This is a genomic window from Sphingomonas sp. MM-1, assembly GCF_000347675.2.
Taxonomy (GTDB): Bacteria; Pseudomonadota; Alphaproteobacteria; order Sphingomonadales; family Sphingomonadaceae; genus Sphingomonas_E; species Sphingomonas_E fennica.
On sequence record NC_020542.1, the window covers coordinates 198,629 to 217,301 of the forward strand.

Here is an 18,673-nt window from a genome sequence, read left to right on the forward strand (position 1 = left end):
CATGGCCAGCCATGCCATGCCTGCCGTCCAGGCGCCGACATCATTGACCGGGCAATCGGTCGATGAACTCATCTTGGCCAGCCAATCGCTGGATGACGGAACGATGAGGACGCAACTGTCGGTCCCGACCGCGCATTGCGGCGGATGCATGGCGAAGATCGAGCGCATCCTTGGTAACCTCGAGGGCGTCGTAGCGGCTCGGGTCAATCTATCGACGCGGCGTGTGACCGTCACATGGCGGCAAGCGCAAACCGCGAGTGCACCGCCTTTGCTGGCAACGCTGAACGAGGCGGGCTTCGAGGCAAATCTTCTCAGCCAACCGGACGAACGCGCCGATCCCGAAAAGCGCCGGCTGATCGTCGCGACAGCGGTCGCCGGCTTCGCGGCGATGAACATCATGCTGCTTTCGGTGTCGGTCTGGTCAGGCGCCGACCCCGCTACGCGGCAGCTGTTCCATCTCATCTCGGCGCTGCTCGCGCTTCCCGCGGTATTCTTTTCGGGGCGCATCTTCTTCTTGTCGGCATGGTCGGCATTGCGCGCGGGACGCACCAATATGGATGTGCCCATCTCGATCGGCATCGTCCTGACACTGGGTCTCAGCATCTACGACACGCTGCATTTCGGACGCCATGCCTATTTCGACGCGGTCGTGACGCTGATCTTTTTCCTGCTTGTCGGACGAACGCTCGACCATGCCATGCGCGACAAGGCCCGTTCGGCCGTGCTCGGGCTGACGCGAATGACGCCTGCGGGCGCGAATGTAATCGGCACGGATGGATCGCGCGCTTTTAGACCGCTCGAGGATGTCTCGGTGGGTGATGTCATCCTCGTCGCGCCAGGCGAGCGTGTTCCGCTGGATGGTCTTGTCCTTGCGGGCGAGGGCGATCTCGACACTGCCGCGGTCACGGGCGAGGCGATGCCGGTGCCGGTACGACCGGGAAGCACGCTCGTTTCGGGCATGCTGAATCTCAATGGTTCGCTCAAGGTGCGTGTGACCAACAGTCACGCGCAGTCCTTTCTATCCGAAATGGTGCGAATGATGGAAGCGGCCGAGCAGGGCAGAGCACGCTATCGCCGTCTCGCCGACCGTGTTGCGGCCTATTACTCGCCGATCATCCATTCGCTGGCCTTGGCCGTGTTTGCCGGGTGGTTCCTTGACACAGGCGATTGGCATCGGGCGCTGACCATTGCCATTTCGGTGCTCATTGTGACCTGTCCCTGCGCGCTTGGTCTCGCCATACCCATGGTTCAGGTCGCCGCGGCGAAGCGCTTGTTCGAGCACGGCATCGCGCTCAAGGATGGAAGCGCGCTCGAGCGGCTTGCACAGGTCGATACCGTGATTTTTGACAAGACCGGCACGCTCACTCATGGCGATTTGCGAGTGAGCAAGATCGCCATCGATGAACCCTATCGCGCAATCGTGATGGCGCTGGCGTCGCGTTCCAACCATCCCGTCGCACGCGCGATTGCCGCCAACGGCGGCGCCTTGTCCGGCCTCGATCTGGACAGTTTTTCCGAGCTGCCGGGCCGGGGTTTGGAGGGCCAGCGGAACGGCCATCTGTTTCGCCTGGGGCGTGCCGATTGGGCTTTGAATCCAGGCACGGGCGAGAGTGGCGGTTTCCAGACCGTGTTCTCGGTCGATGGTGAGCTTGCCGGCCATTTTGCCTTCTTGGACGTTGAAAAGACGAGTGCGCGGGAAGCGGTGGCCAAGCTTGACGCGCTTGGGCTGCCTATCGAACTGCTTTCGGGCGATCACATTGCTTCTGTGTCGGGGTTCGCGAACGCGATCGGTATCGCCCACTGGCGTGCCGGATTGCTGCCGCAGCATAAGGTGGAGCGGCTTCAGGCGCTGGCGGACAGTCAGCGCCTGACCTTGATGGTGGGTGATGGGCTGAACGATGGACCGGCACTGGCGGCGGCGCACGTTTCGATGGCTCCTTCCAATGCCGCCGACATCGGTCGGGCGGCCGCGGATATTGTTTATCTCGGCCAGGATCTCGATGCGGTTCCGCGCGCTGTGCAGATCGCGCGCGCGGCCCGGCAACGTGTCCGCCAGAACCTGGCGCTTTCCGTCGGTTATAACCTTTTGGTGATTCCTGTGGCCATGGCGGGCTATGTCACCCCACTGCTTGCTGCCGTCGCCATGTCGCTTTCGTCGATTTCGGTCGTTGCGAACTCTCTGCGAATTCCCGCAGCACGCGGATCACGGCTTAGCAGGCGGGCGCCGGCACCGACCCTCGTTCCCCTGGCCGCTACCCGATGAGCGGGATCCTGTGGCTGGTGCCAGTCGCGCTGCTGATGGGCCTTGCTGGGCTGGGCGCCTTTCTTTGGTCGATGCGCACCGGGCAGTATGATGATCTGGATGGAGCGGCCGAGCGAGTCGTGACCGACGCCAAGTCAGACCAGCCTCTTGTCGAACCTGATGATTGGCGACCCGAAACCGAGGGCGAGGCAAATCGTTTGCGATAAGGATGGTGGTGTGGACACCATTGGGCAAAGGACGAAGTGATGATGCAGGCACCGAGTTGGAATTGGGTGGGCGTCCTTGCCTTCATCTGCGGGGCGGCGGTCATCATTCCCAGCCTTGTCGCGCTTGCACTCAGTCTTGCCGCTGTTGCCCGAAACCTCCTGTGAGGCTGGCATCGGTCTGACGGAGGGATAGCACGGCAAGCGGCTCAACCGCAGGTGATCGAGAATGTCGGCACGGGGATAATTCGGGGAAATGCCGGTGGAGAAGCTCGGGCGTCTTGCCCGGGAGCGGCGGCCCGGCGACGTAACCATCCGTTGGGTGCCCGTGAGCGAAGTTACCAAGGGATGTTTCGTCAATGACTGAACCCAGGAATCCTCCGCCCCGGCCACAAACGATAGCCGCAGCGCACGGCGTTGCCAGCGACCCTGCCTATGGGGCGGTTGCCCCGCCGCTTTATCTTTCGAGCACTTATGAATTTGCCGGCTATGCTCAACCGCGTCCCTATGATTATGGCCGTTCCGGAAATCCGACCCGCGATCTCCTTGCGGAGGCGCTCGCGAAGCTGGAGGGCGGTGCCGGGGCGATCATGACGTCGAGTGGTATGGCGGCTCTCGACCTTCTGGTCGGACGGATGGGCCCCGGCGATCTCATACTCGCGCCCCATGATTGCTATGGCGGCACGATGCGCTTGCTGAAGGCGCGCTCGAACCGCGGCCATTGTGTTGTCCGGTTCGTCGACCAGGGCGACGAGAAAGCTTATGCGGCCGCGCTGGAGGATGTGCCGACGCTGGTCCTGGTCGAGACGCCGAGCAATCCCCTGATGCGGGTTGTCGACATCGAGGCGCTGGCGACCATGGCGCGCGCGGCGGGTGCCGCGGTGGCCGTCGACAACACATTTCTCTCGCCGGCCATCCAGCAGCCGATCGCCTTGGGCGCCGACTATGTCGTTCACTCCACGACAAAGTTTCTCAATGGCCATTCCGATGTGATCGGGGGAGCGGTCGCTGCGGCCTATCCGGCGCAAGTCGAGGACCTCCGCCATTGGGCGAACATCGTCGGGCTGACCGGGGCGCCGTTCGATGCTTGGCTGACACTGCGCGGCCTTCGCACACTGTTTCCACGGATGGACCAGCAACAGCGTAGCGCCATGATCGTTGCCCAATATCTGGAGCGGCATTCGGCAGTGACGAAGGTGCATTACCCTGGACTTCCTGGGCATAGCGGACATCGGATCGCTTCGCGCCAACAGCGCGGCTTCGGCGCAATGCTGAGCTTCGAGCTCGCCGGAGGGGTGGACGCGGTGCGCCGGTTCGTGGCGACCGTCGGCTTTTTCACCGTCGCCGAATCGTTCGGCGGGATCGAGAGCCTCGTTGCACATCCGGCGACCATGACCCCTGCCGATATGGGCGAAGAGGCGCGTGCAAGGTCGGGTATAGGCGACGGCCTGCTGCGGCTTTCGGTCGGTCTTGAGGCTGAAGAGGATCTGATCGCCGGCCTCGAACGAGGACTGGCGGCTTGCGCAGCATGAGCGGGCACGATTCCGGTACTTGAAGGATTTGGACGTGCCTGGGTATGTATGGATTGTCGATGCCTTTGGGCTCCTACTTGCTCTGCTCGGGTTCAACATGGCGTTTCGCCAGACCGCGCTCAGGCGGATAATCGGACGTCCGAAGCCACCCCCGAACCGTGTGCGAGGCGGAAGTGAGAATGCCGATCCGTTGACCTATATTTTGCGGATCGCGGGCGTCATGCTGATGATCTTCGGCATTGCGATCGGTGGGATGCTGACCCTTTTCAACCTGGCGTGACGGGAAGGGTGGGGAAGCCTCGACAGTCCGATTGCTGCGGCAGCATCGCTATCGTTTAGGAGAACCCGGAGTAGGCCGATGACCCACGAATATGATGACCCGATCGATCCCGAGGCGGTCGCGGCCGCCGCTCGGTACATCGCCGAGCAGCAGCGCGTTGAAGATCGACCTCTTGATCTGCTTGTTGAGGAGGTCGTGCTTGATCGATTCTGCGGTTGTGTGACTTCGGTGAATGAAAGCCGCAGCGCTTCGATTCTGGCCGGTCTCAAAACGGAGATAACGCGCCAGGTCCGCCTACTGGTCGCAAGCGGGGAGTTTATTGATGAGATTGATGAGGCTTCGATCGAATCGTTTCCAGCAAGCGATCCTCCAGCCTGGATTGGGCACAAACCGCGCAAAGACGGTTGATGAAAAAGATTCATATCAAGCGGAGCTATGCGCCTGTCGAACTAGGCGATGGCTGCCCTGTGTTCGTGGATCGGCTATGGCCGAGAGGGGGTCTGCCCAGTCCCGCAGGCTCTCTTCGCCAACCGCCTTGGCGAAACCGATTTCGCATGGGCTAGCTCGCGACGATCTCATGTGCCGAACGCATATAGCGGACCGGCTGTCGCGTTTCGGTTGTTCAGTCAGAGGAACCAGGCAGGATCAACTCGTAACGTGACGGAGACGTTTAATGCGGCGAAGCTGGCCGGTATGGACCACTATAGCTTGCGCGGCGCTGGGCCTGTCGTCCGGCGCGCATGCCCAAGGACTGATCGATGCCGGCAACCAGGCGATGATCATGCACCAGGGTAATCTGCTCCAGCAGCAGACCGCACCCAACAACAAAAGCAGCAACGTTCGGAAGCGGAAGGCGAGTCCGCACCGCGTCAATTGCTCGATCGCGCAAGAGCGCGAGCGGCTTCGTCCCGAGTACCAACGGCGCGTGCGAGCGGATGGCGAAGGGGCTGCCAATGCCTGGTTGCGCCAGGAAGCGGCCGCGCTTGGGCGTCATGCTGGACAGCGTGCCAAAGCCGGAGAACGATGCTGAGCTTTCATCGCGATTACCTGAAAGGCGAATAGCGCATGGGAAGTCGGACTTGGGTCAGACGTGCAAGATCGCGGAGAGGCAGATCCTCGTCGAGATTCTCTTCAATCGCCGTGATCGCTACCGCAAGCCGCCGGGCGTGATCCCCGGGCGCTTCGCGGCCTTTTGGTCGCAATGCGAGTCAGAGAATGTGGCGGCGCCTGACGGTCCCTTCCAGCGCTGCTAGCCGCCGGTGGCGGACAACAATTCATTAGTCACCTTCGCAGGGAAGACGAACTCTCCCTGCACGGTGCTGCTTGTCCCACCGGCCGCCGACACAAGAAGCCGAGCATCGCCGATCAACGTGTAGACGGCGTGGCGTTGTCCGCCGCGGTTCTGGTGGTCGACGCGATAGCCCTGATAGTGGCGGCGTAGAAGTCCCGCATTCACGAGTTCGGAAACCGCACGGCTGAGATTGCTTTTGCCCGCAGTTCGAATGCGCGAACGCATTTCCTCAGCGACCGCCCGCTGTGCATCCTGCGCATCGCGCGGAAGCACGCCGCTTCTGACAAGGTCTCTATGGACCCGCTCGCCCAAGGCCATGTTACGCGTGCTGCGCTGGGCCATTGGCGTGAGAGCGTCGCAAAGCCAGTCGCGCAGCGAAACAAGCTCGTTGTCCCGCTTGATCCACGGACCGGCGCTCCCGTCGGGGCCAGCAACCTGGGCAATCAGGTTGAGCAGCATGAAGGCGTAGCGGGGGCGGCTTGAGACCTGCGCCAATCTCTCGAGCACAGCTGCGATATCGCAGCTGGTGGCAGGCTTAAGAGGCGTGGTTGGATGAAACATAACGCGACTGAATCAAGCACATACAAGGATCAATGTGAATCCGAAATCCGCGCGTGGAGCTCCCTTTGTCGTCTATGACACTTTACCAGCAGGCAAAGTGTCATAGACGATTCATTCCGCGAAGTTTGTTGCGAATCGTTCTCAACTCACCGCGATATTCGCCGCGCTGGCCGCTTAGCGCTGGACTTGGCGTTATCCCAGCGGCGAGCTTCGACTGCCTATGGCGAACAGGATAAGAGACTGCGGCCGCCTGGATGACCTCACGCGTTTCGCCCAGGAATGTGCGCGTGTTGGAAACCTCGGCGATCTGCAAGGCACCATCGATGCGGCCGTGCGCGAACTTGGCTTCCGCTGGTTCACGCTGCTCCACAATGTCGATCTTCGGCGCGGATGCGGGGAGAGCCTGTTTCTCACCACCTATCCGTCGGCTTGGCTCGAAGAGGTGCTGGCGGAGCGCCACTATGTGGAGGACCCCATCCATGCGGCCTGCGCCCGCACGCCATCGGGGCTCGCCTGGGATCGGGTAGGCGACGTGCTTGAGCTTTCTTCGCGCCAGCGGAGCATCCTGAAACGCGCCAGGGATCATGACTTGGCAGCGGGCTATAGCTTGCCGATCAGGACGCCGGGTGAGCCTGAGGCGATTTTCACCGTCGCCCGACCGCGCGATGAACCGCTGGATGCGGCGGAAATTCTCACCGCCCGCTTGCTGGGTTCGGTCGCCTATGACCGTGCGCGTGAACTGCTCGGCGAAGGGATAAGGACCTTCGTGTTTGTTCCTCTCAGTCCGCGCCAGGTCGAGTGCATCGCGCTCGTGGCCCAAGGGAAGAGCGATTGGGAGATTGCCCAGATCCTTGGGCTTAGCCGCGACACCGTGCACGAATATGTTGAATCCGCGCGTCGGCGCTACGGCGTTCGGCGCCGAACGCAGCTAGTGCTGCGCGCGGTTCGCGACGGTCATCTCAACATGGACGCGCTCCTCTGATCTCGCTCGGGCCGTGATGATCGGGCTTGGCCAAGTTCAGGAATTCTGCGCGGTCGCCGCGACAATCAAGGACAGTCGAGCACTCGCCGGCCTGATGGCCGAGATCACGCGTGAAATGGGTTTTCGGTACTTTGCCCTGGTCCACCATATCGACCTCAAGCCAGCGGTGAGCGCTGTCCATATCGTCGATTATCCACCAGAATGGGTGGAGCGTTTCCAGGCGCGTCGCCTCTATGCCAGTGACCCGATCCACCGGGCCAGCCATCGCACTAATATCGGCTTTGCCTGGTCGGCGGTGCAATCCCTCATCACGCTTAGTGCTGCCGATCGGTCAATCCTGGCGGAGGCGCACGACGCCGGGCTGGGCGATGGTTTCACGGTTCCTGCCCATATTCCTGGTGAGGTGAATGGGTCCTGCTCATTCGCCATGGGGTCAGGCGACGTGCTCGATCAACGACAGCTCCCGCTCGTCCAGCTCATTGGCAGCTTCGCATTCGAAGCTGCGCGCAGGCTTTTCCGGCAAACCCAAGCTCCATGCGAAGGCCCGAGCCTGACTGAGCGGCAGGCTGAATGTGTAGCGCTGGTCGCGCGCGGGAAGACTGACTGGGAGATCAGCCAGATCCTCGGCATCGGGCAGGAAACGGTGATCCAGCATGTCAAGGATGCGCGCGACCGCTACGGCGTGACGAAGCGCACGCTGCTGGCGATCCGCGCCTTGTTCGATGGACAGATCAGCTTCGCAGATGTTTTCGGGCGATGATCTCCCCAGGACAGGGGATAACCGAAAGGACGCGGGCCTGATCGACTGACCGCCTCACCAAAGGAGGCTGTCATGCATATCGTAACCGGCGCTGCCCGCGCCATGGAGAACCACCTGTTCCGTTCGATGTTCGAGGAACGCAAACGGGTATTCGTCGATCTTCTGCGCTGGGACGTGCCGGTCCTCGCCGGTCGTTATGAAATCGACCAGTTCGACAAGGACCGTGCCGTCTACATCGTGATAGCCGACGCCGAAGGGGAGCATCTTGCCTCGGCGCGGCTGCTTCCCACGACCGGTGACCATATTCTCGGCACCATTTTCCCCGAGCTGTGCGAACAAGTGCCTCCCCGGGGTGGTGCGATCCTCGAGATCACGCGCTTTTGTCTTGCACGACGATTGCGCGCACGAGAGCGACTGGAGGTGCGCAACCGGTTGGTGTCCGCGCTCGTCGAATATGCGCTCGGCAATCATATCGGCAGTTACACCGGCGTCGCTGAGTGGCCCTGGTTCCAACAGATCCTGAGCTTTGGCTGGGCATGCCGTCCCCTCGGCCTGCCCGGCTCGACAAGCGGACGCTGCCTTGTCGCCTTGCAGATCGACATCGATGGCCGCACGCGCGAGCAGCTGCAGGCCAGCGGCATCTGGCGCCCGGTCGGCCTTGCCGATCTTGCCAAGGCTGCTTGAGGAGGGCGCTATGACAAATCTCTCTTCCTATGGCCCAGCTGTCGAACCTGCGGTCGATGACGATCTGCATCGGCAGGGTTTCTGCGTGTTGCGGGACATCGCATCCAAGACAGAGATCGTGGAGATCGATCACGCCCTCGATCCGCGTTTTGCCGCCACACCCTTTTGTCAGGGCGGCTTCTACGGTCCGCGCACCAAGCGCTTCGGCGGCCTTTTGAAACGCGTACCTGCTGTCGAGCGGCTCGTGCGCCATCCCGCGATCATGTGTTTGGTGCGGTCGGTTCTCGACCCCTGGTGCGATACCATCCAGCTCAACCTGACGCAGGCGCTCGAACTGCATCCAGGAGCCCCGGCGCAGTTTCCTCACAGGGATCAGGATATGTGGCGCGGCCCGACCGGCGAGATCGAATATCTCCTCAACGTGATGTGGCCGATTTCGCCGTTCAAAGCTGAAAACGGCGCCACATTGATCTGGCCTGGGAGCCATAATGCCGGCTCCACGCAGGATGCACAGCCCGTGGCGGTTGAGGCGGAGCCGGGTTCGGCGATCCTCTTCCTCGGTTCTACGCTGCATGGTGCCGGCGCCAATATGACTGGCGCGATCCGGCGTGGCATCATTGTCAGCTATTGCCTAGGCTGGCTGAAGCCCTACGAAAATCAATGGCTGACCTATCCGCCCCATGCGGCCCGTGCGTTCGATCCAGAGCTTGCCGCGCTTGTCGGCTACCAACAGCACCGTCCCAATCTCGGCAATTATGACGGTCAGTGTCCGTCCATCCTGCTTCGGGGCGAACCGCCGGAATATCTGGCTGCCACCGATGCCCTGCGCCCCGATCAGGAAGGTGCGCTGGCCGAATTCCTGGACCAGCAACGCACCGGCCAACTCCCCCCGGCTGGGGGGATTGCCGAAATTGGGGTCGGGCGGAACAAAAGAGAGGTGAAATCCAACGGATAGCTGACGCCAATTCCCGACGCGGGAGGTGTCTCTCGCGGGGGAATGACCCGATGCAACGCGTGACTCTCAGCCTGACGGTGCTCGCCATGGGCACCGCCCTTCAACCGACTCCCGCGCGAGCGAATGACTTGGGCTGCCAGGTTCTCCTGTGCCTTTCCAATCCTGGTGGCGCGACGCAATATGCCCAGTGCGTCGCGCCCATGACCAAGCTGTGGCAGCGCTTGGCCACCGGCGGCTCTTTTCCCGGCTGTAGCGGCGGCGGTGTTGCTCGTACCAAGGTCTACGATCGCGATTCCGCAATGCGGCGCCGGGTTGTCATGACCTTCAGCGATGGACGCCGCGAAACCTACTCGCTGGCCCATATCGAGCGGCTGCAGGATCTCGCTCGATGATCCTCGACGTCGCCAGTCTTCTCGCCCTTGCCGGCTCATGCGCGCCAAGCGTGGCGCCTGAGACGCTGATCTCGATCGTTCACACGGAAAGCCGGTTCAACACGCTGGCGATCGGGGTCAACAGTCCGGGTGCGCGCAAGCCGGTGCCGGCGACGAGGGCACAGGCGATTGCCGCCGCGCGTCGCCTCATTCGCCAAGGCTACAGCATCGATTTGGGCTTGGGGCAGATCAACAGCGCCAACCTCGGATGGCTGGGTCTGTCGGTGGAGGATGCCTTCGAGCCGTGCCGCAATCTTGCCGCCGCCGCGCGGGTGTTGACGACCAACTATCAGTCGGTGGCGCACTCGGCCCAGAGTTCGGACCATGAGATCGCAACAGCGCTCTCGCTCTACAATACCGGCGATCGGCGGCGCGGCTTTCGCAATGGTTATGTCGCCCGGGTCTATGCCAGCGCGTCGACCATCATCCCCCTGATCCGCGGCAGGCGCCCAGCGTCTGTGATGACCGCGCCTGTCCAGCTTGCCGATGCGGTGATCGCCAATCCGCAAGCCTCCGCGCTCGCGGCGACGCAGGCGGCCGGCTGGAACACCACCGCCGATGCCCGGCAGGCCTCGCTCATGGTCTTCGGGGACGGGGCAACTTCTGAGAAAGGACAGCATCCATGACAGCGATCACCGCCCGCCTGGGCTCCCAGCCCCAATGGGCGCGTCTTCTGCTGCGCATCGCCGGCATCGCCGGCATCGTCGGTCTGGCGGTGCTTGTCTCATTGCTGCTCAGCGATCCCGCCCATGCGCAGGGCGCGGACGGCATCACCTCGATGGCGGAGAACATCAAGACCTGGCTGACGGGAACCTTCGCCAAGACGATTGCGGTGATCGCCGTCGTCATCGTCGGCTTCATGTTCTTCACCGGACGGGCGAGCCTCGGCCTTTTGGTGACGGTCATCGTCGGCATTTTCATCGTATTCAGCGCGCAGTGGATCGTCGATACCATCACGGGTGGCGCGTGAAGGAGGCAGCGTCCTCGAACGAACGGCTGCGCGAGGAAACGCTCTTCCTTGCGGTGACCCGGCCGACGATGTGGCTGGGCGTGCCGCTCGAAGCGTCCTTGCCGATCGCGCTTGCTGCCTGTCTCACCCTGATCGTCAGCGGCAATCCGCTTTACGCGGTGGCGATCGGCGGTGCGTGCCTCGCGGTCGCGCGCCTCATCGTGCGCCACGACGCCAATGCCTTTCGCCTGTTATGGTTGTGGACCTTGACCAAGGCGCGCTGCCGGAACCGCGGCTGGTGGGGAGGCAGTTCCTATTCACCGCTGCCGGTCGCGGGGATGAAGCGGAAGGGTTTCGCGCGTGGCTAGCGCCGCCCAACTGCCGCCACGCAAGACGCCCTGGCGGGTTCTGGCCCGAGAAGCGGAGCCCGGGCGCTATCTTCCCTATGCCCGCCATGTGACGCCCGATGTGATTGCGCTCGATAGCGGCGATCTCATGATGATGTTCCGCCTCGAAGGCCTGGCTTTCGAGACGGCTGATCCGATCCACCTCAACGATTGGCACGAGAAGCTCAACGGCACCTGGCGCAACATCGCCGACGATCGGCTTGCGATCTGGACCCACATCGTCCGCTCAGCCGTAGGGGACTATCCCGAAGGGGAGTTCCGCTCGAGGTTCGCCGCCGAGCTCGACAGCAAATATCGTGCGCGCGTCACCGCCAAGCGGATGTTCGTCAATGAGCATTATCTAACGCTTCTCATGCGTCCGGCCGTCGGATCGGCCGACCGGACCGGGTTGCTTCTCAAGCGGATTTCGAAAGCCAGGGCGGCGGAGCAGGAAGTCGATCCCGACGAACTGGCGCGCTTCGAGGAGAAGGCGCGCGACATCGAGAAGCTGCTCCGCCGCTGCAGCCCGACGCGCCTCGCCCTCTACGAGCATAATGGCCTGATCTTCTCCGCCCCGCTTGAGGTGCTCGAGCAAGTGATGATGGGCGCGCGATCCAGGGTTCCGCTCGTCCGCGGTCATCTGGGATCGGCGCTTTATGGCGAGCGCGTGATTTTCGGACGCGAGACGGTCGAGATCCGTGCCCATGATGCGAGCCGCTGGCAGGGCATCTTCGGGATCAGAGAGTATCCCGCGCTGACGCGCCCGGGTCAGATGAATGCCTTGCTCGGCCAGGATTTCGCTTTCGTCGTCTCGCAATCCTTCACCTTCATGGGCAAGGCGCGGGCAGCCGAACGTCTGCGCCGCCGGCAGAACCAGATGGCCTCAACCGAGGATGCCGCCGCGAGCCAGGCGCTCGATCTTGCCGATGCCGCCGACGATTTGCAAAGCAACCGCTTCGTTCTTGGTGAGCATCATTTCTCGCTGGCCGTATTCGCCGAGAACCAGAGGCGGCTTGCCGATAATCTCTCGGCCGCGCGCGCTGCACTGGCCGATGCCGGCCTGGTGGCGGCACGCGAAGGACCAGCGCTCGAAGCGGCGTTCTGGGCGCAGCTGCCCGGAAATTTTGCTTGGCGGGCGCGGCCGGCGGCGATCACCTCGCGCAATTTTGCTGCCTTGGCGCCGTTCCATACCTATCCCGCAGGCCGGGCCAAGGGGAACCATTGGGGGCCTGCGATCGCTATGATGAAGACGGCGGCGCAATCGCCCTATTATTTCAACTTCCATGTCGGCGACTTGGGCCACACACTGATTATTGGTCCTTCCGGCGCGGGCAAGACCGTCGTCCAGAATTTTCTGATGTCGCAGCTTGAGAAGACGGGCGCGCAGCAGATCTTCATCGATAAGGACCGCGGCGCGGAGATTTATGTCCGGTCTGCGGGCGGGATCTATCTGACGCTGAAGAATGGGGAGCCTACGGGTTTCGCTCCTCTGCAGGCACTCGACTATGGTCCGCGCAATCTTGTCTTCCTGGGGCGCTTGATCCGCCAGCTGGTGACGCCGGTCGGAGATCAGCTCGGGGTCACGCAGGAACGCATGATCGACGAGGGGCTGGCCTCGCTCGGACGCCTCGCGCCCGAGGACCGCTCCATTCTCGCGCTTCGCCAGTTGCTCGGTCAGCGCGACCCGGAAGGCATCGGTGCCCGGCTGGAGAAATGGGCGCGGGGCGGTTCGCTCGGCTGGGTGTTCGACAATGAGATCGACGCTTTGTCGCTGGAGGCGCCGTTCGTCGGTTTCGACATGACCGATTTTCTCGACAACCCCGAAGTTCGCACGCCGCTCATGATGTACATGTTCCACCGGATCGACGGTCTCCTCGACGGCCGGCGGCTTGTGATCGACATCGACGAATTCTGGAAAGCCTTGGGGGACGATGCGTTCCGCGCCTTTGCGCAGGACGGCCTCAAGACCTACCGCAAGCAGAATGCCTTTCTTGTCTTCGGCACGCAAAGCCCTGCGGATGCGCTGCGTTCGGACATTTCGCACAGCATCATGGAGCAGGTTGCGACCAAGATACTGCTTCCCAACCCCTACGGCCGCGAAACGGACTATGTCGATGGACTGGGTCTGACCCAGGCGGAATTCAAGCTCATCCGGCATGATCTGAATCCGGAATCCCGCCGATTCCTGGTCAAGCAAGGCCATGACTCGATCGTCGTCGAGCTCGATCTTGGCGGTCTCTCCGACGAGCTGGCAGTTCTCTCGGGCACCACGGAAACCGTCACGCTGCTCGATGCCATCCGCGCCGAGGTCGGCGACGATCCCGAAAACTGGCTGCCTCTCTTTCACCAGCAGCGTCGGTCTCCATCGAGCAAGAAAGGATGAGCTATGCGTAAAGACAGATTCGCAGCGATCGGTGCGATTATCCTGGGAACGGCAGATCCGGCCGCCGCCCAAGGCATACCGGTCTATGACAGCTCCGGCTATTTGCAGGCGCTTGCCACGGTCAAGAACACCCTGTCGATGATCGAGCAGGGCAAGGAGCAGATCGCCGAGGCCAAGCAGCTCTACGGTAGCTTCAATCAGGTCACCGACGTCAACGGCATTGCCCCGTCGCTTTCCACCGACGCGATGCGCCATCTTCTGCCGCGCGAGGCCCGCGACCTCGGCAGGTTGATGTCGTCGGACAATGCCAGCCTGGGATCGCTTGGCAGTGCCGCGACCCGAATTCGCGATGCCAACCGCATTGCGCTGCCGGACCTGCGGCCAGGTGCCTCAGCCTATGAGCGGGCGTCGCGCGACACTCTGTTGCGAAATGGCGATCTAGCCGCCCGCGATGCCGCGATCGCGGAGTCGGCTTATGGCGTCTCGGCCCAACGCACAGCGGGCTTGGAAGAACTGCGCACCTCGCTCGATACGGCTTCGGACGCGAAACAGGTCATGGACATCCAGGCAAGGGTAGGGGTCGAAAACGCCCACATCCAGAATGATGCCTTGCAGTTGCAGGCGCTCCGCATGCGGCAGGATGCGGAGGATCGGTTACGTTCGCAGCGCCAAGGAGAAGAAGCTCTGGCCAAGCTTGAACAATCGTTGGGCGAGACCCGGTGATGAAATTAGCCGGACCCGCCGCACTGGTCGCAACGCTGCTGCTCTGCGCCTGCGACGTAACAAAAGGGAAGGACGAACTCGCGAACTCACCGCAGGAGATGTCACGAATTCTGGAGGCCTGCTCAAACGGCACCCACATCGATCCGCAGGAGTGCAGCAACGCGAAAAGCGTCGAGAATTCCAGAAACCTTGAACAATCCTTGGGTCGATGAAGATCGCAGAACCGTTCAATGTCCTCCACCATTTTCTCGACCATCTATGCCGATATCGACGGCAAGCTCGATCTTTTTCTCAATGATCGATTGTCAAACGTCGTGGAAGTAATCCGGGGTCCACTCGCCGTCGGCCTCGTAATCTATATCGCCCTGTTCGGATTTATGGTCATGCGAGGTATAATTAGCGAGCCGTGGGGCGAGCTGTTCGCCCGGATGGTCAAGCTCTGTGTGTTGTATATGGCGGCCACGACAGTCGCCTATTCGGAGTGGATTATCGATCCGCTCTTCCACGGGATGCCCGATGCGATCGCACAGGCTCTTGCCGGTAAAACGATCGGCACCGCTGGTTCGGCATTTGACCACTATTTTAGTCAGGTTGACGATGTCATCCGTCTTATCCGGGCGGAAGCAGAGACGTACCTCGACATAAATCCCTGGAAGCTGGTTCTTTTGACGCTGGCCATTGTATTATACGCCTTGGCAGGCCTTTCCGCAGCTATAGGATTTGCCATTACGATATTCGCCAAGGTGGCGCTGGCGATCCTCATAGCTCTAGGCCCGATATTTATTGCTCTCGCTCTGTTCGAGCCGACTCGTCGGTTCTTTCATGGGTGGCTCGGGCAAGCCTTCAACTATATCATTCTAATTGCGGTGATCATTGCCATCACAGTGCTGGTCGCGGATTTGGGCGCGGCCGCGTTGGCGGAGGCTGAGGCCAAGTCGGACGTCACGATCGCTGCAGTCATCTACGCCGTCTACCTCTTCCTCGGGACGATTTTCTTTTTCCAGGCTCCGGCCATTGCCACCGGCATTGCGGGCGGCGCCGCTGCGGGGGTTGGTGCCTTCGCCGGGACCGCCTGGGGGACAATGGCATCTCCCTTCCGACAACGCCGCATTGCGCGCAACAGCCGCAATCTGGAGCGCGCCGCTCGTCGGGGCGGCTCCATCGAAGCGGCATAGTGAGACATCACCATGACCTTGCCCTGTCCTCAAAAATCGACGTTCACCATCCGCCAGATTACTTTCTGCCTGATCGGCAGCCTTCCACTGCTGGGCCTCGCGGCATGCGCGTCCGGACCCAAGAAGCTGGCCGTTTGCAACGGGCACCATCTGCGTGACGTGAATATCTATGGGAGCGTTCTGCCCGGATCGCCGGTGCGGGCGACTACAGCGCCGCGCCCCGCACCGCCCATTCCTCCCTTGTCTCATCCGCAGGTGGGCGATCCACCGCCTCCGCCCGCAGTGCCAGCGCCTCCGGACGACAAGGTTTCCTTTGCGCCAAAGGACATTCGTTATGCGAGTTGCTGACAATGGCGCGGAGGCGGTGCCTACTTCCGGGCTCAAACGCTATTTCCAGGAAGCGCGAAGCTGGGACCAGGACAGGGTTCGATCGGCATTGCGATCGACACGTATTGCTTGGACCGTGGCGACGGTAACCTCGATCCTTGCGGCCGCATCCATTTTTGCTGTCGCCGCGCTGGCCCCGCTCAAGACCGTCGTGCCCTATGTCATTCGGGTCAATCAGACGACGGGCGCGGTGGATGTCCAGACGGCGCTGACCCAGCGGCCGATGCGCTATGATGAAGCGGTCACCAAATACTTTCTCGCGCAATATGTCCGGACGCGTGAAAGCTGGATGCCGGCGGCTGCCGAGGAGAATTTCCGCTTCGTGACAATCCTGTCGCAGCCGGCGGAGCAGCAGCGCTGGGCACGCTTCTTCAGCAACAACAATGCTGCCAGTCCCCAGAACGCCTGGGGGAAAAACGCAGTCGTCCAGGCGCGGGTACGCAACATCGCCTTCATCAATGATCGGGTTGCCAATGTGCGATTCACACGGGTCGTCCAGACCGAGACGGATACGCAGAGCAGCGATTGGATCGCCACGGTCACTTTCGCCTATGCCAACGCGCCGATGGCCGAAGGTGATCGCTATCGGAACCCGCTCGGCTTCCAGGTCGAGAATTACCGCTCCGACCCGGAGGTAGTCCGATGAAAACATTGGTCGCTGCGGTTTTCATCGCGTTTGCATCCCTTTCTGCTGCCCATGCGGTTGAGGTCCCGCGTGGCGCTGCGTCTGACCCACGCGTCAAGTTCGTCGATTATGAGGAAGCGCAGGTCTATCGCATCGTCGGGACCTTCCGGACAGCAACCCAGATTGTCCTCAGCGAGGACGAAACGATTCAGCACGTAGCGCTGGGCGACACCGTCTCCTGGGAGGTGGCGGTGGCCGGCCACATCTTGTTCCTCAAGCCGCGCGAACGCGCTGGACCGACCAACCTTATCGTCACCACGTCTCGCGGCGGAACCTTAAGAAGCTATGCCTTTGAACTCACGGCTCGTAGCGGTCCGATCACCGGCCGCAACGGCCAGGCCTATTTCCAGGTCCGTTTCCGCTATCCGCGGGACGAGGCGGCGCGGGCCGAACGCCTGAGAGCGGCACAGATCGCAATGCAAGCGTCGGCGCTGGAGGCCCAGGCTGTTCGCGGTGCCCTCGACCATGCGGTGATCGAGGGTCCGCGCAACATGAATTATAAGGTTCAGGGTTCGAGCGAGTTGCAGCCGTCGGAGGTCTCCGACAATGGCCAATTCACGGTGCTGCGGTTTCCGGCGAACCGGGAAGTTCCTGCCATTTATCTGGTGAGGCCAGACGGGTCCGAAACGCTGGTCCCGTTCGACGTTCGCGACGAATTCGTCGTCGTTCATTTGGTGGCGCGCCAACTGCGCCTGCGCCGGGGCGGCGAGGTGCTGTGCATCTATAACCAGGCGCCCGAACCTTATGGCGTCGATCATGGAACGAATACCGGATCGTCTCACGTCGAGCGCACCATCTCCCATCCGCAGGAATGAACCATGGCCGATGAACCGTCCCCTGTCGTGCGCCCGCTGCCCGGTGCCGATCCAACGCCCGAAAGGCACGAAATTCTTCACGAGCGTGGAATCGAGCCGATCGGCGGCACGACGCCCGCGCGGCGCAACACCGCGCTGATCTTCGCCGGCACGGCAATGGTCTTGGGTATTCTCTGGGTGAATTCCGGCACGGGCCAGCAATCCTCGTCTCGTGACCTCACCGCGCCGGCAGGTGCAGCCCGGGAACGACCCGATATCGTCGCTCGGGAAACAGTCGATTATGCCGCGGTCGCCCCTCAACGCCGACCGCTCGGGGCAGCCGACACGGATCCCAATGCGCCGGTGCTCAATCCTGCCGCTGGCGTTCCCGGACCTGAAGGCCAAATTGTGCCCGCCATGCAGCCGGGCGCGGCACCGAGCGGGACCAGTGCCGCTCGGCCAACGCTTGCCGAGCAGGCGCGGCGGTCCACGCTGATCGCCTATGGAGGTCGCGATCTTGGCCGCGAGGCCGGCGCGCCCACAGCTGCAGGGGCTGCCGGGGAAGCGCCCGACAACGCTGCCGGAGCGCCAGAGAGCGGCGAGGGCAGGGCGCCCAACGCGCTCGATCTTTTGCGGCAAAGCTCCTCGATCGGGGAAGCGCGGGCCTCGATGCTGCCGAACCGCAATTTTCTGATTACGGCGGGCACATTGATCCCCTGCATTCTGCAAACCGCCATCAATTCCGCGCAGCCCGGTTACACGTCCTGCCTGATCCCGCGAGACGTCTATTCCGAGAATGGCCGGGTCGTACTCATGGAAAAGGGCACGCGCGTTCTCGGCGAATATCGCGGCGGCATCCAGCAAGGGCAAAATCGCCTGTTCGTCCTCTGGACGCGAGCGGTAACGCCCCAGGGCGTGCGGATCGATCTTGCCTCGCCTGGCTCCGATGCACTCGGCCGAGCCGGGCTTGCAGGCGCGGTCGACAGCTTCTTCTGGGCGCGTTTTGGCGGCGCCCTGCTCCTCTCACTCGTCGATGATGCCGCCTATATCGCCGGACAGGCCGCCTCGAGCGGCAATGGCAATTTCAACAATGTGACCCGGGCGCCCAGCGAAGGCGCGGCGATTGCCTTGCAGAACAATATCAATATCCGGCCGGTCCTGAAGAAGAATCAGGGCGAGGAGGTCGGCATCTTCGTCGCCAAGGATTTCAACTTCGCCGACGTCTACAATCTGGAACTGCGGCGGTAAG

General features: G+C 62.3%; 24 protein-coding genes. 23 read left to right on the plus strand and 1 reads right to left on the minus strand.

The window, feature by feature from the left end; genetic code table 11:
- Window position 1: 1 nt before the first annotated feature.
- The 8 genes from G432_RS20195 to G432_RS23465 all read left to right on the plus strand — a co-directional run bounded on the left by G432_RS20195 (window position 2) and on the right by G432_RS23465 (window position 5,308).
- On the plus strand, window positions 2-2,263 hold the full coding sequence (locus G432_RS20195; protein ID WP_015449327.1) for a heavy metal translocating P-type ATPase: 2,262 nt from the start codon (window positions 2-4) through the stop codon (window positions 2,261-2,263).
- On the plus strand, window positions 2,260-2,469 hold the full coding sequence (gene ccoS, locus G432_RS20200) for a cbb3-type cytochrome oxidase assembly protein CcoS (RefSeq protein ID WP_004212718.1): 210 nt from the start codon (window positions 2,260-2,262) through the stop codon (window positions 2,467-2,469). Before G432_RS20195 ends, ccoS begins: the two co-directional genes overlap by 4 nt.
- Before the next feature lie 39 nt (window positions 2,470-2,508).
- Window positions 2,509-2,634: a hypothetical protein gene (locus G432_RS24300; protein WP_004212719.1), complete on the plus strand. Its 126-nt coding sequence runs from the start codon at window positions 2,509-2,511 to the stop codon at window positions 2,632-2,634.
- A gap of 191 nt (window positions 2,635-2,825) precedes the next feature.
- Entirely contained in the window at window positions 2,826-3,998 is a 1,173-nt protein-coding gene (gene metB, locus G432_RS20205; protein ID WP_015449328.1) for a cystathionine gamma-synthase, read from the plus strand.
- Window positions 3,999-4,032: 34 nt separating this feature from the next.
- Window positions 4,033-4,278, plus strand: coding sequence for a hypothetical protein (locus G432_RS20210; protein WP_015449329.1), 246 nt, complete (start codon window positions 4,033-4,035; stop codon window positions 4,276-4,278).
- A 78-nt stretch (window positions 4,279-4,356) separates the two neighbouring features.
- Window positions 4,357-4,686 (plus strand): hypothetical protein, encoded by a 330-nt coding sequence (locus tag G432_RS20215; RefSeq protein WP_015449330.1) that lies wholly within the window; start codon window positions 4,357-4,359, stop codon window positions 4,684-4,686.
- A complete protein-coding gene (locus G432_RS24465) occupies window positions 4,686-4,841 on the plus strand; it encodes a DUF488 family protein, N3 subclade (RefSeq protein ID WP_410483122.1) in 156 nt (51 codons plus the stop codon). The genes G432_RS20215 and G432_RS24465 overlap by 1 nt, the downstream gene beginning before the upstream one ends.
- A gap of 110 nt (window positions 4,842-4,951) precedes the next feature.
- Window positions 4,952-5,308, plus strand: a complete 357-nt coding sequence (locus G432_RS23465) for a hypothetical protein (RefSeq protein ID WP_137710509.1) — start codon at window positions 4,952-4,954, stop codon at window positions 5,306-5,308.
- A 219-nt stretch (window positions 5,309-5,527) separates the two neighbouring features.
- Here the strand turns inward: G432_RS23465 and G432_RS20220 are convergent, their stop codons facing one another.
- Window positions 5,528-6,130, minus strand: a complete 603-nt coding sequence (locus tag G432_RS20220; protein WP_015449331.1) for a hypothetical protein — start codon at window positions 6,128-6,130, stop codon at window positions 5,528-5,530.
- Between the two features lie 220 nt (window positions 6,131-6,350).
- On the opposite strand from G432_RS20220, the gene G432_RS20225 reads away from it, so the two are divergent.
- The 15 genes from G432_RS20225 to virB10 all read left to right on the plus strand — a co-directional run bounded on the left by G432_RS20225 (window position 6,351) and on the right by virB10 (window position 18,672).
- Complete coding sequence (locus G432_RS20225; protein ID WP_015449332.1) at window positions 6,351-7,112, plus strand: helix-turn-helix transcriptional regulator; 762 nt, start codon at window positions 6,351-6,353, stop codon at window positions 7,110-7,112.
- A 16-nt stretch (window positions 7,113-7,128) separates the two neighbouring features.
- Window positions 7,129-7,872 (plus strand): LuxR family transcriptional regulator, encoded by a 744-nt coding sequence (locus G432_RS20230; protein ID WP_015449333.1) that lies wholly within the window; start codon window positions 7,129-7,131, stop codon window positions 7,870-7,872.
- 72 nt (window positions 7,873-7,944) lie between these two features.
- A complete protein-coding gene (locus tag G432_RS20235; protein WP_015449334.1) occupies window positions 7,945-8,556 on the plus strand; it encodes an acyl-homoserine-lactone synthase in 612 nt (203 codons plus the stop codon).
- Between the two features lie 10 nt (window positions 8,557-8,566).
- Window positions 8,567-9,511: a phytanoyl-CoA dioxygenase family protein gene (locus tag G432_RS20240; RefSeq protein ID WP_015449335.1), complete on the plus strand. Its 945-nt coding sequence runs from the start codon at window positions 8,567-8,569 to the stop codon at window positions 9,509-9,511.
- A 50-nt stretch (window positions 9,512-9,561) separates the two neighbouring features.
- On the plus strand, window positions 9,562-9,903 hold the full coding sequence (locus G432_RS20245) for a hypothetical protein (RefSeq protein WP_015449336.1): 342 nt from the start codon (window positions 9,562-9,564) through the stop codon (window positions 9,901-9,903).
- The gene (locus G432_RS20250; RefSeq protein ID WP_015449337.1) at window positions 9,900-10,568 is read left to right on the plus strand and encodes a lytic transglycosylase domain-containing protein; all 669 of its coding nucleotides are present in this window, start codon (window positions 9,900-9,902) and stop codon (window positions 10,566-10,568) included. Before G432_RS20245 ends, G432_RS20250 begins: the two co-directional genes overlap by 4 nt.
- Entirely contained in the window at window positions 10,565-10,912 is a 348-nt protein-coding gene (locus G432_RS20255; RefSeq protein WP_015449338.1) for a TrbC/VirB2 family protein, read from the plus strand. Before G432_RS20250 ends, G432_RS20255 begins: the two co-directional genes overlap by 4 nt.
- The gene (locus tag G432_RS20260; RefSeq protein ID WP_015449339.1) at window positions 10,909-11,259 is read left to right on the plus strand and encodes a type IV secretion system protein VirB3; all 351 of its coding nucleotides are present in this window, start codon (window positions 10,909-10,911) and stop codon (window positions 11,257-11,259) included. Before G432_RS20255 ends, G432_RS20260 begins: the two co-directional genes overlap by 4 nt.
- The gene (locus G432_RS20265; RefSeq protein WP_015449340.1) at window positions 11,252-13,660 is read left to right on the plus strand and encodes a VirB4 family type IV secretion/conjugal transfer ATPase; all 2,409 of its coding nucleotides are present in this window, start codon (window positions 11,252-11,254) and stop codon (window positions 13,658-13,660) included. Before G432_RS20260 ends, G432_RS20265 begins: the two co-directional genes overlap by 8 nt.
- Before the next feature lie 3 nt (window positions 13,661-13,663).
- Complete coding sequence (locus tag G432_RS20270; protein ID WP_015449341.1) at window positions 13,664-14,383, plus strand: type IV secretion system protein; 720 nt, start codon at window positions 13,664-13,666, stop codon at window positions 14,381-14,383.
- A complete protein-coding gene (locus G432_RS23470) occupies window positions 14,383-14,595 on the plus strand; it encodes an EexN family lipoprotein (protein ID WP_171010097.1) in 213 nt (70 codons plus the stop codon). The genes G432_RS20270 and G432_RS23470 overlap by 1 nt, the downstream gene beginning before the upstream one ends.
- A gap of 18 nt (window positions 14,596-14,613) precedes the next feature.
- Complete coding sequence (locus G432_RS20275; protein ID WP_015449342.1) at window positions 14,614-15,558, plus strand: type IV secretion system protein; 945 nt, start codon at window positions 14,614-14,616, stop codon at window positions 15,556-15,558.
- A gap of 334 nt (window positions 15,559-15,892) precedes the next feature.
- The gene (locus tag G432_RS20280) at window positions 15,893-16,591 is read left to right on the plus strand and encodes a virB8 family protein (RefSeq protein ID WP_015449344.1); all 699 of its coding nucleotides are present in this window, start codon (window positions 15,893-15,895) and stop codon (window positions 16,589-16,591) included.
- Complete coding sequence (gene virB9 / locus G432_RS20285) at window positions 16,588-17,445, plus strand: P-type conjugative transfer protein VirB9 (RefSeq protein WP_015449345.1); 858 nt, start codon at window positions 16,588-16,590, stop codon at window positions 17,443-17,445. Before G432_RS20280 ends, virB9 begins: the two co-directional genes overlap by 4 nt.
- A gap of 3 nt (window positions 17,446-17,448) precedes the next feature.
- The gene (virB10, locus tag G432_RS20290) at window positions 17,449-18,672 is read left to right on the plus strand and encodes a type IV secretion system protein VirB10 (RefSeq protein ID WP_015449346.1); all 1,224 of its coding nucleotides are present in this window, start codon (window positions 17,449-17,451) and stop codon (window positions 18,670-18,672) included.
- The last annotated feature ends 1 nt before the right edge of the window (window position 18,673 follow it).

What these genes read in the sequence shown, in the direction of transcription:
- metB (WP_015449328.1), top strand. Translation starts at nt 2,826, where the DNA reads ATGACTGAACCCAGGAATCCTCCGCCCCGGCCACAAACGATAGCCGCA.
- G432_RS24465 (WP_410483122.1), top strand. Translation starts at nt 4,686, where the DNA reads ATGAAAAAGATTCATATCAAGCGGAGCTATGCGCCTGTCGAACTAGGC.
- G432_RS24300 (WP_004212719.1), top strand. Translation starts at nt 2,509, where the DNA reads ATGATGCAGGCACCGAGTTGGAATTGGGTGGGCGTCCTTGCCTTCATC.
- G432_RS23465 (WP_137710509.1), top strand. Translation starts at nt 4,952, where the DNA reads ATGCGGCGAAGCTGGCCGGTATGGACCACTATAGCTTGCGCGGCGCTG.
- virB9 (WP_015449345.1), top strand. Translation starts at nt 16,588, where the DNA reads ATGAAAACATTGGTCGCTGCGGTTTTCATCGCGTTTGCATCCCTTTCT.
- G432_RS20270 (WP_015449341.1), top strand. Translation starts at nt 13,664, where the DNA reads ATGCGTAAAGACAGATTCGCAGCGATCGGTGCGATTATCCTGGGAACG.
- ccoS (WP_004212718.1), top strand. Translation starts at nt 2,260, where the DNA reads ATGAGCGGGATCCTGTGGCTGGTGCCAGTCGCGCTGCTGATGGGCCTT.
- G432_RS20230 (WP_015449333.1), top strand. Translation starts at nt 7,129, where the DNA reads ATGATCGGGCTTGGCCAAGTTCAGGAATTCTGCGCGGTCGCCGCGACA.
- G432_RS20220 (WP_015449331.1), bottom strand. Translation starts at nt 6,130, where the DNA reads ATGTTTCATCCAACCACGCCTCTTAAGCCTGCCACCAGCTGCGATATC.
- virB10 (WP_015449346.1), top strand. Translation starts at nt 17,449, where the DNA reads ATGGCCGATGAACCGTCCCCTGTCGTGCGCCCGCTGCCCGGTGCCGAT.
- G432_RS23470 (WP_171010097.1), top strand. Translation starts at nt 14,383, where the DNA reads ATGAAATTAGCCGGACCCGCCGCACTGGTCGCAACGCTGCTGCTCTGC.
- G432_RS20225 (WP_015449332.1), top strand. Translation starts at nt 6,351, where the DNA reads ATGGCGAACAGGATAAGAGACTGCGGCCGCCTGGATGACCTCACGCGT.
- G432_RS20255 (WP_015449338.1), top strand. Translation starts at nt 10,565, where the DNA reads ATGACAGCGATCACCGCCCGCCTGGGCTCCCAGCCCCAATGGGCGCGT.
- G432_RS20195 (WP_015449327.1), top strand. Translation starts at nt 2, where the DNA reads ATGGCCAGCCATGCCATGCCTGCCGTCCAGGCGCCGACATCATTGACC.
- G432_RS20215 (WP_015449330.1), top strand. Translation starts at nt 4,357, where the DNA reads ATGACCCACGAATATGATGACCCGATCGATCCCGAGGCGGTCGCGGCC.
- G432_RS20245 (WP_015449336.1), top strand. Translation starts at nt 9,562, where the DNA reads ATGCAACGCGTGACTCTCAGCCTGACGGTGCTCGCCATGGGCACCGCC.
- G432_RS20250 (WP_015449337.1), top strand. Translation starts at nt 9,900, where the DNA reads ATGATCCTCGACGTCGCCAGTCTTCTCGCCCTTGCCGGCTCATGCGCG.
- G432_RS20280 (WP_015449344.1), top strand. Translation starts at nt 15,893, where the DNA reads ATGCGAGTTGCTGACAATGGCGCGGAGGCGGTGCCTACTTCCGGGCTC.
- G432_RS20240 (WP_015449335.1), top strand. Translation starts at nt 8,567, where the DNA reads ATGACAAATCTCTCTTCCTATGGCCCAGCTGTCGAACCTGCGGTCGAT.
- G432_RS20235 (WP_015449334.1), top strand. Translation starts at nt 7,945, where the DNA reads ATGCATATCGTAACCGGCGCTGCCCGCGCCATGGAGAACCACCTGTTC.
- G432_RS20275 (WP_015449342.1), top strand. Translation starts at nt 14,614, where the DNA reads ATGTCCTCCACCATTTTCTCGACCATCTATGCCGATATCGACGGCAAG.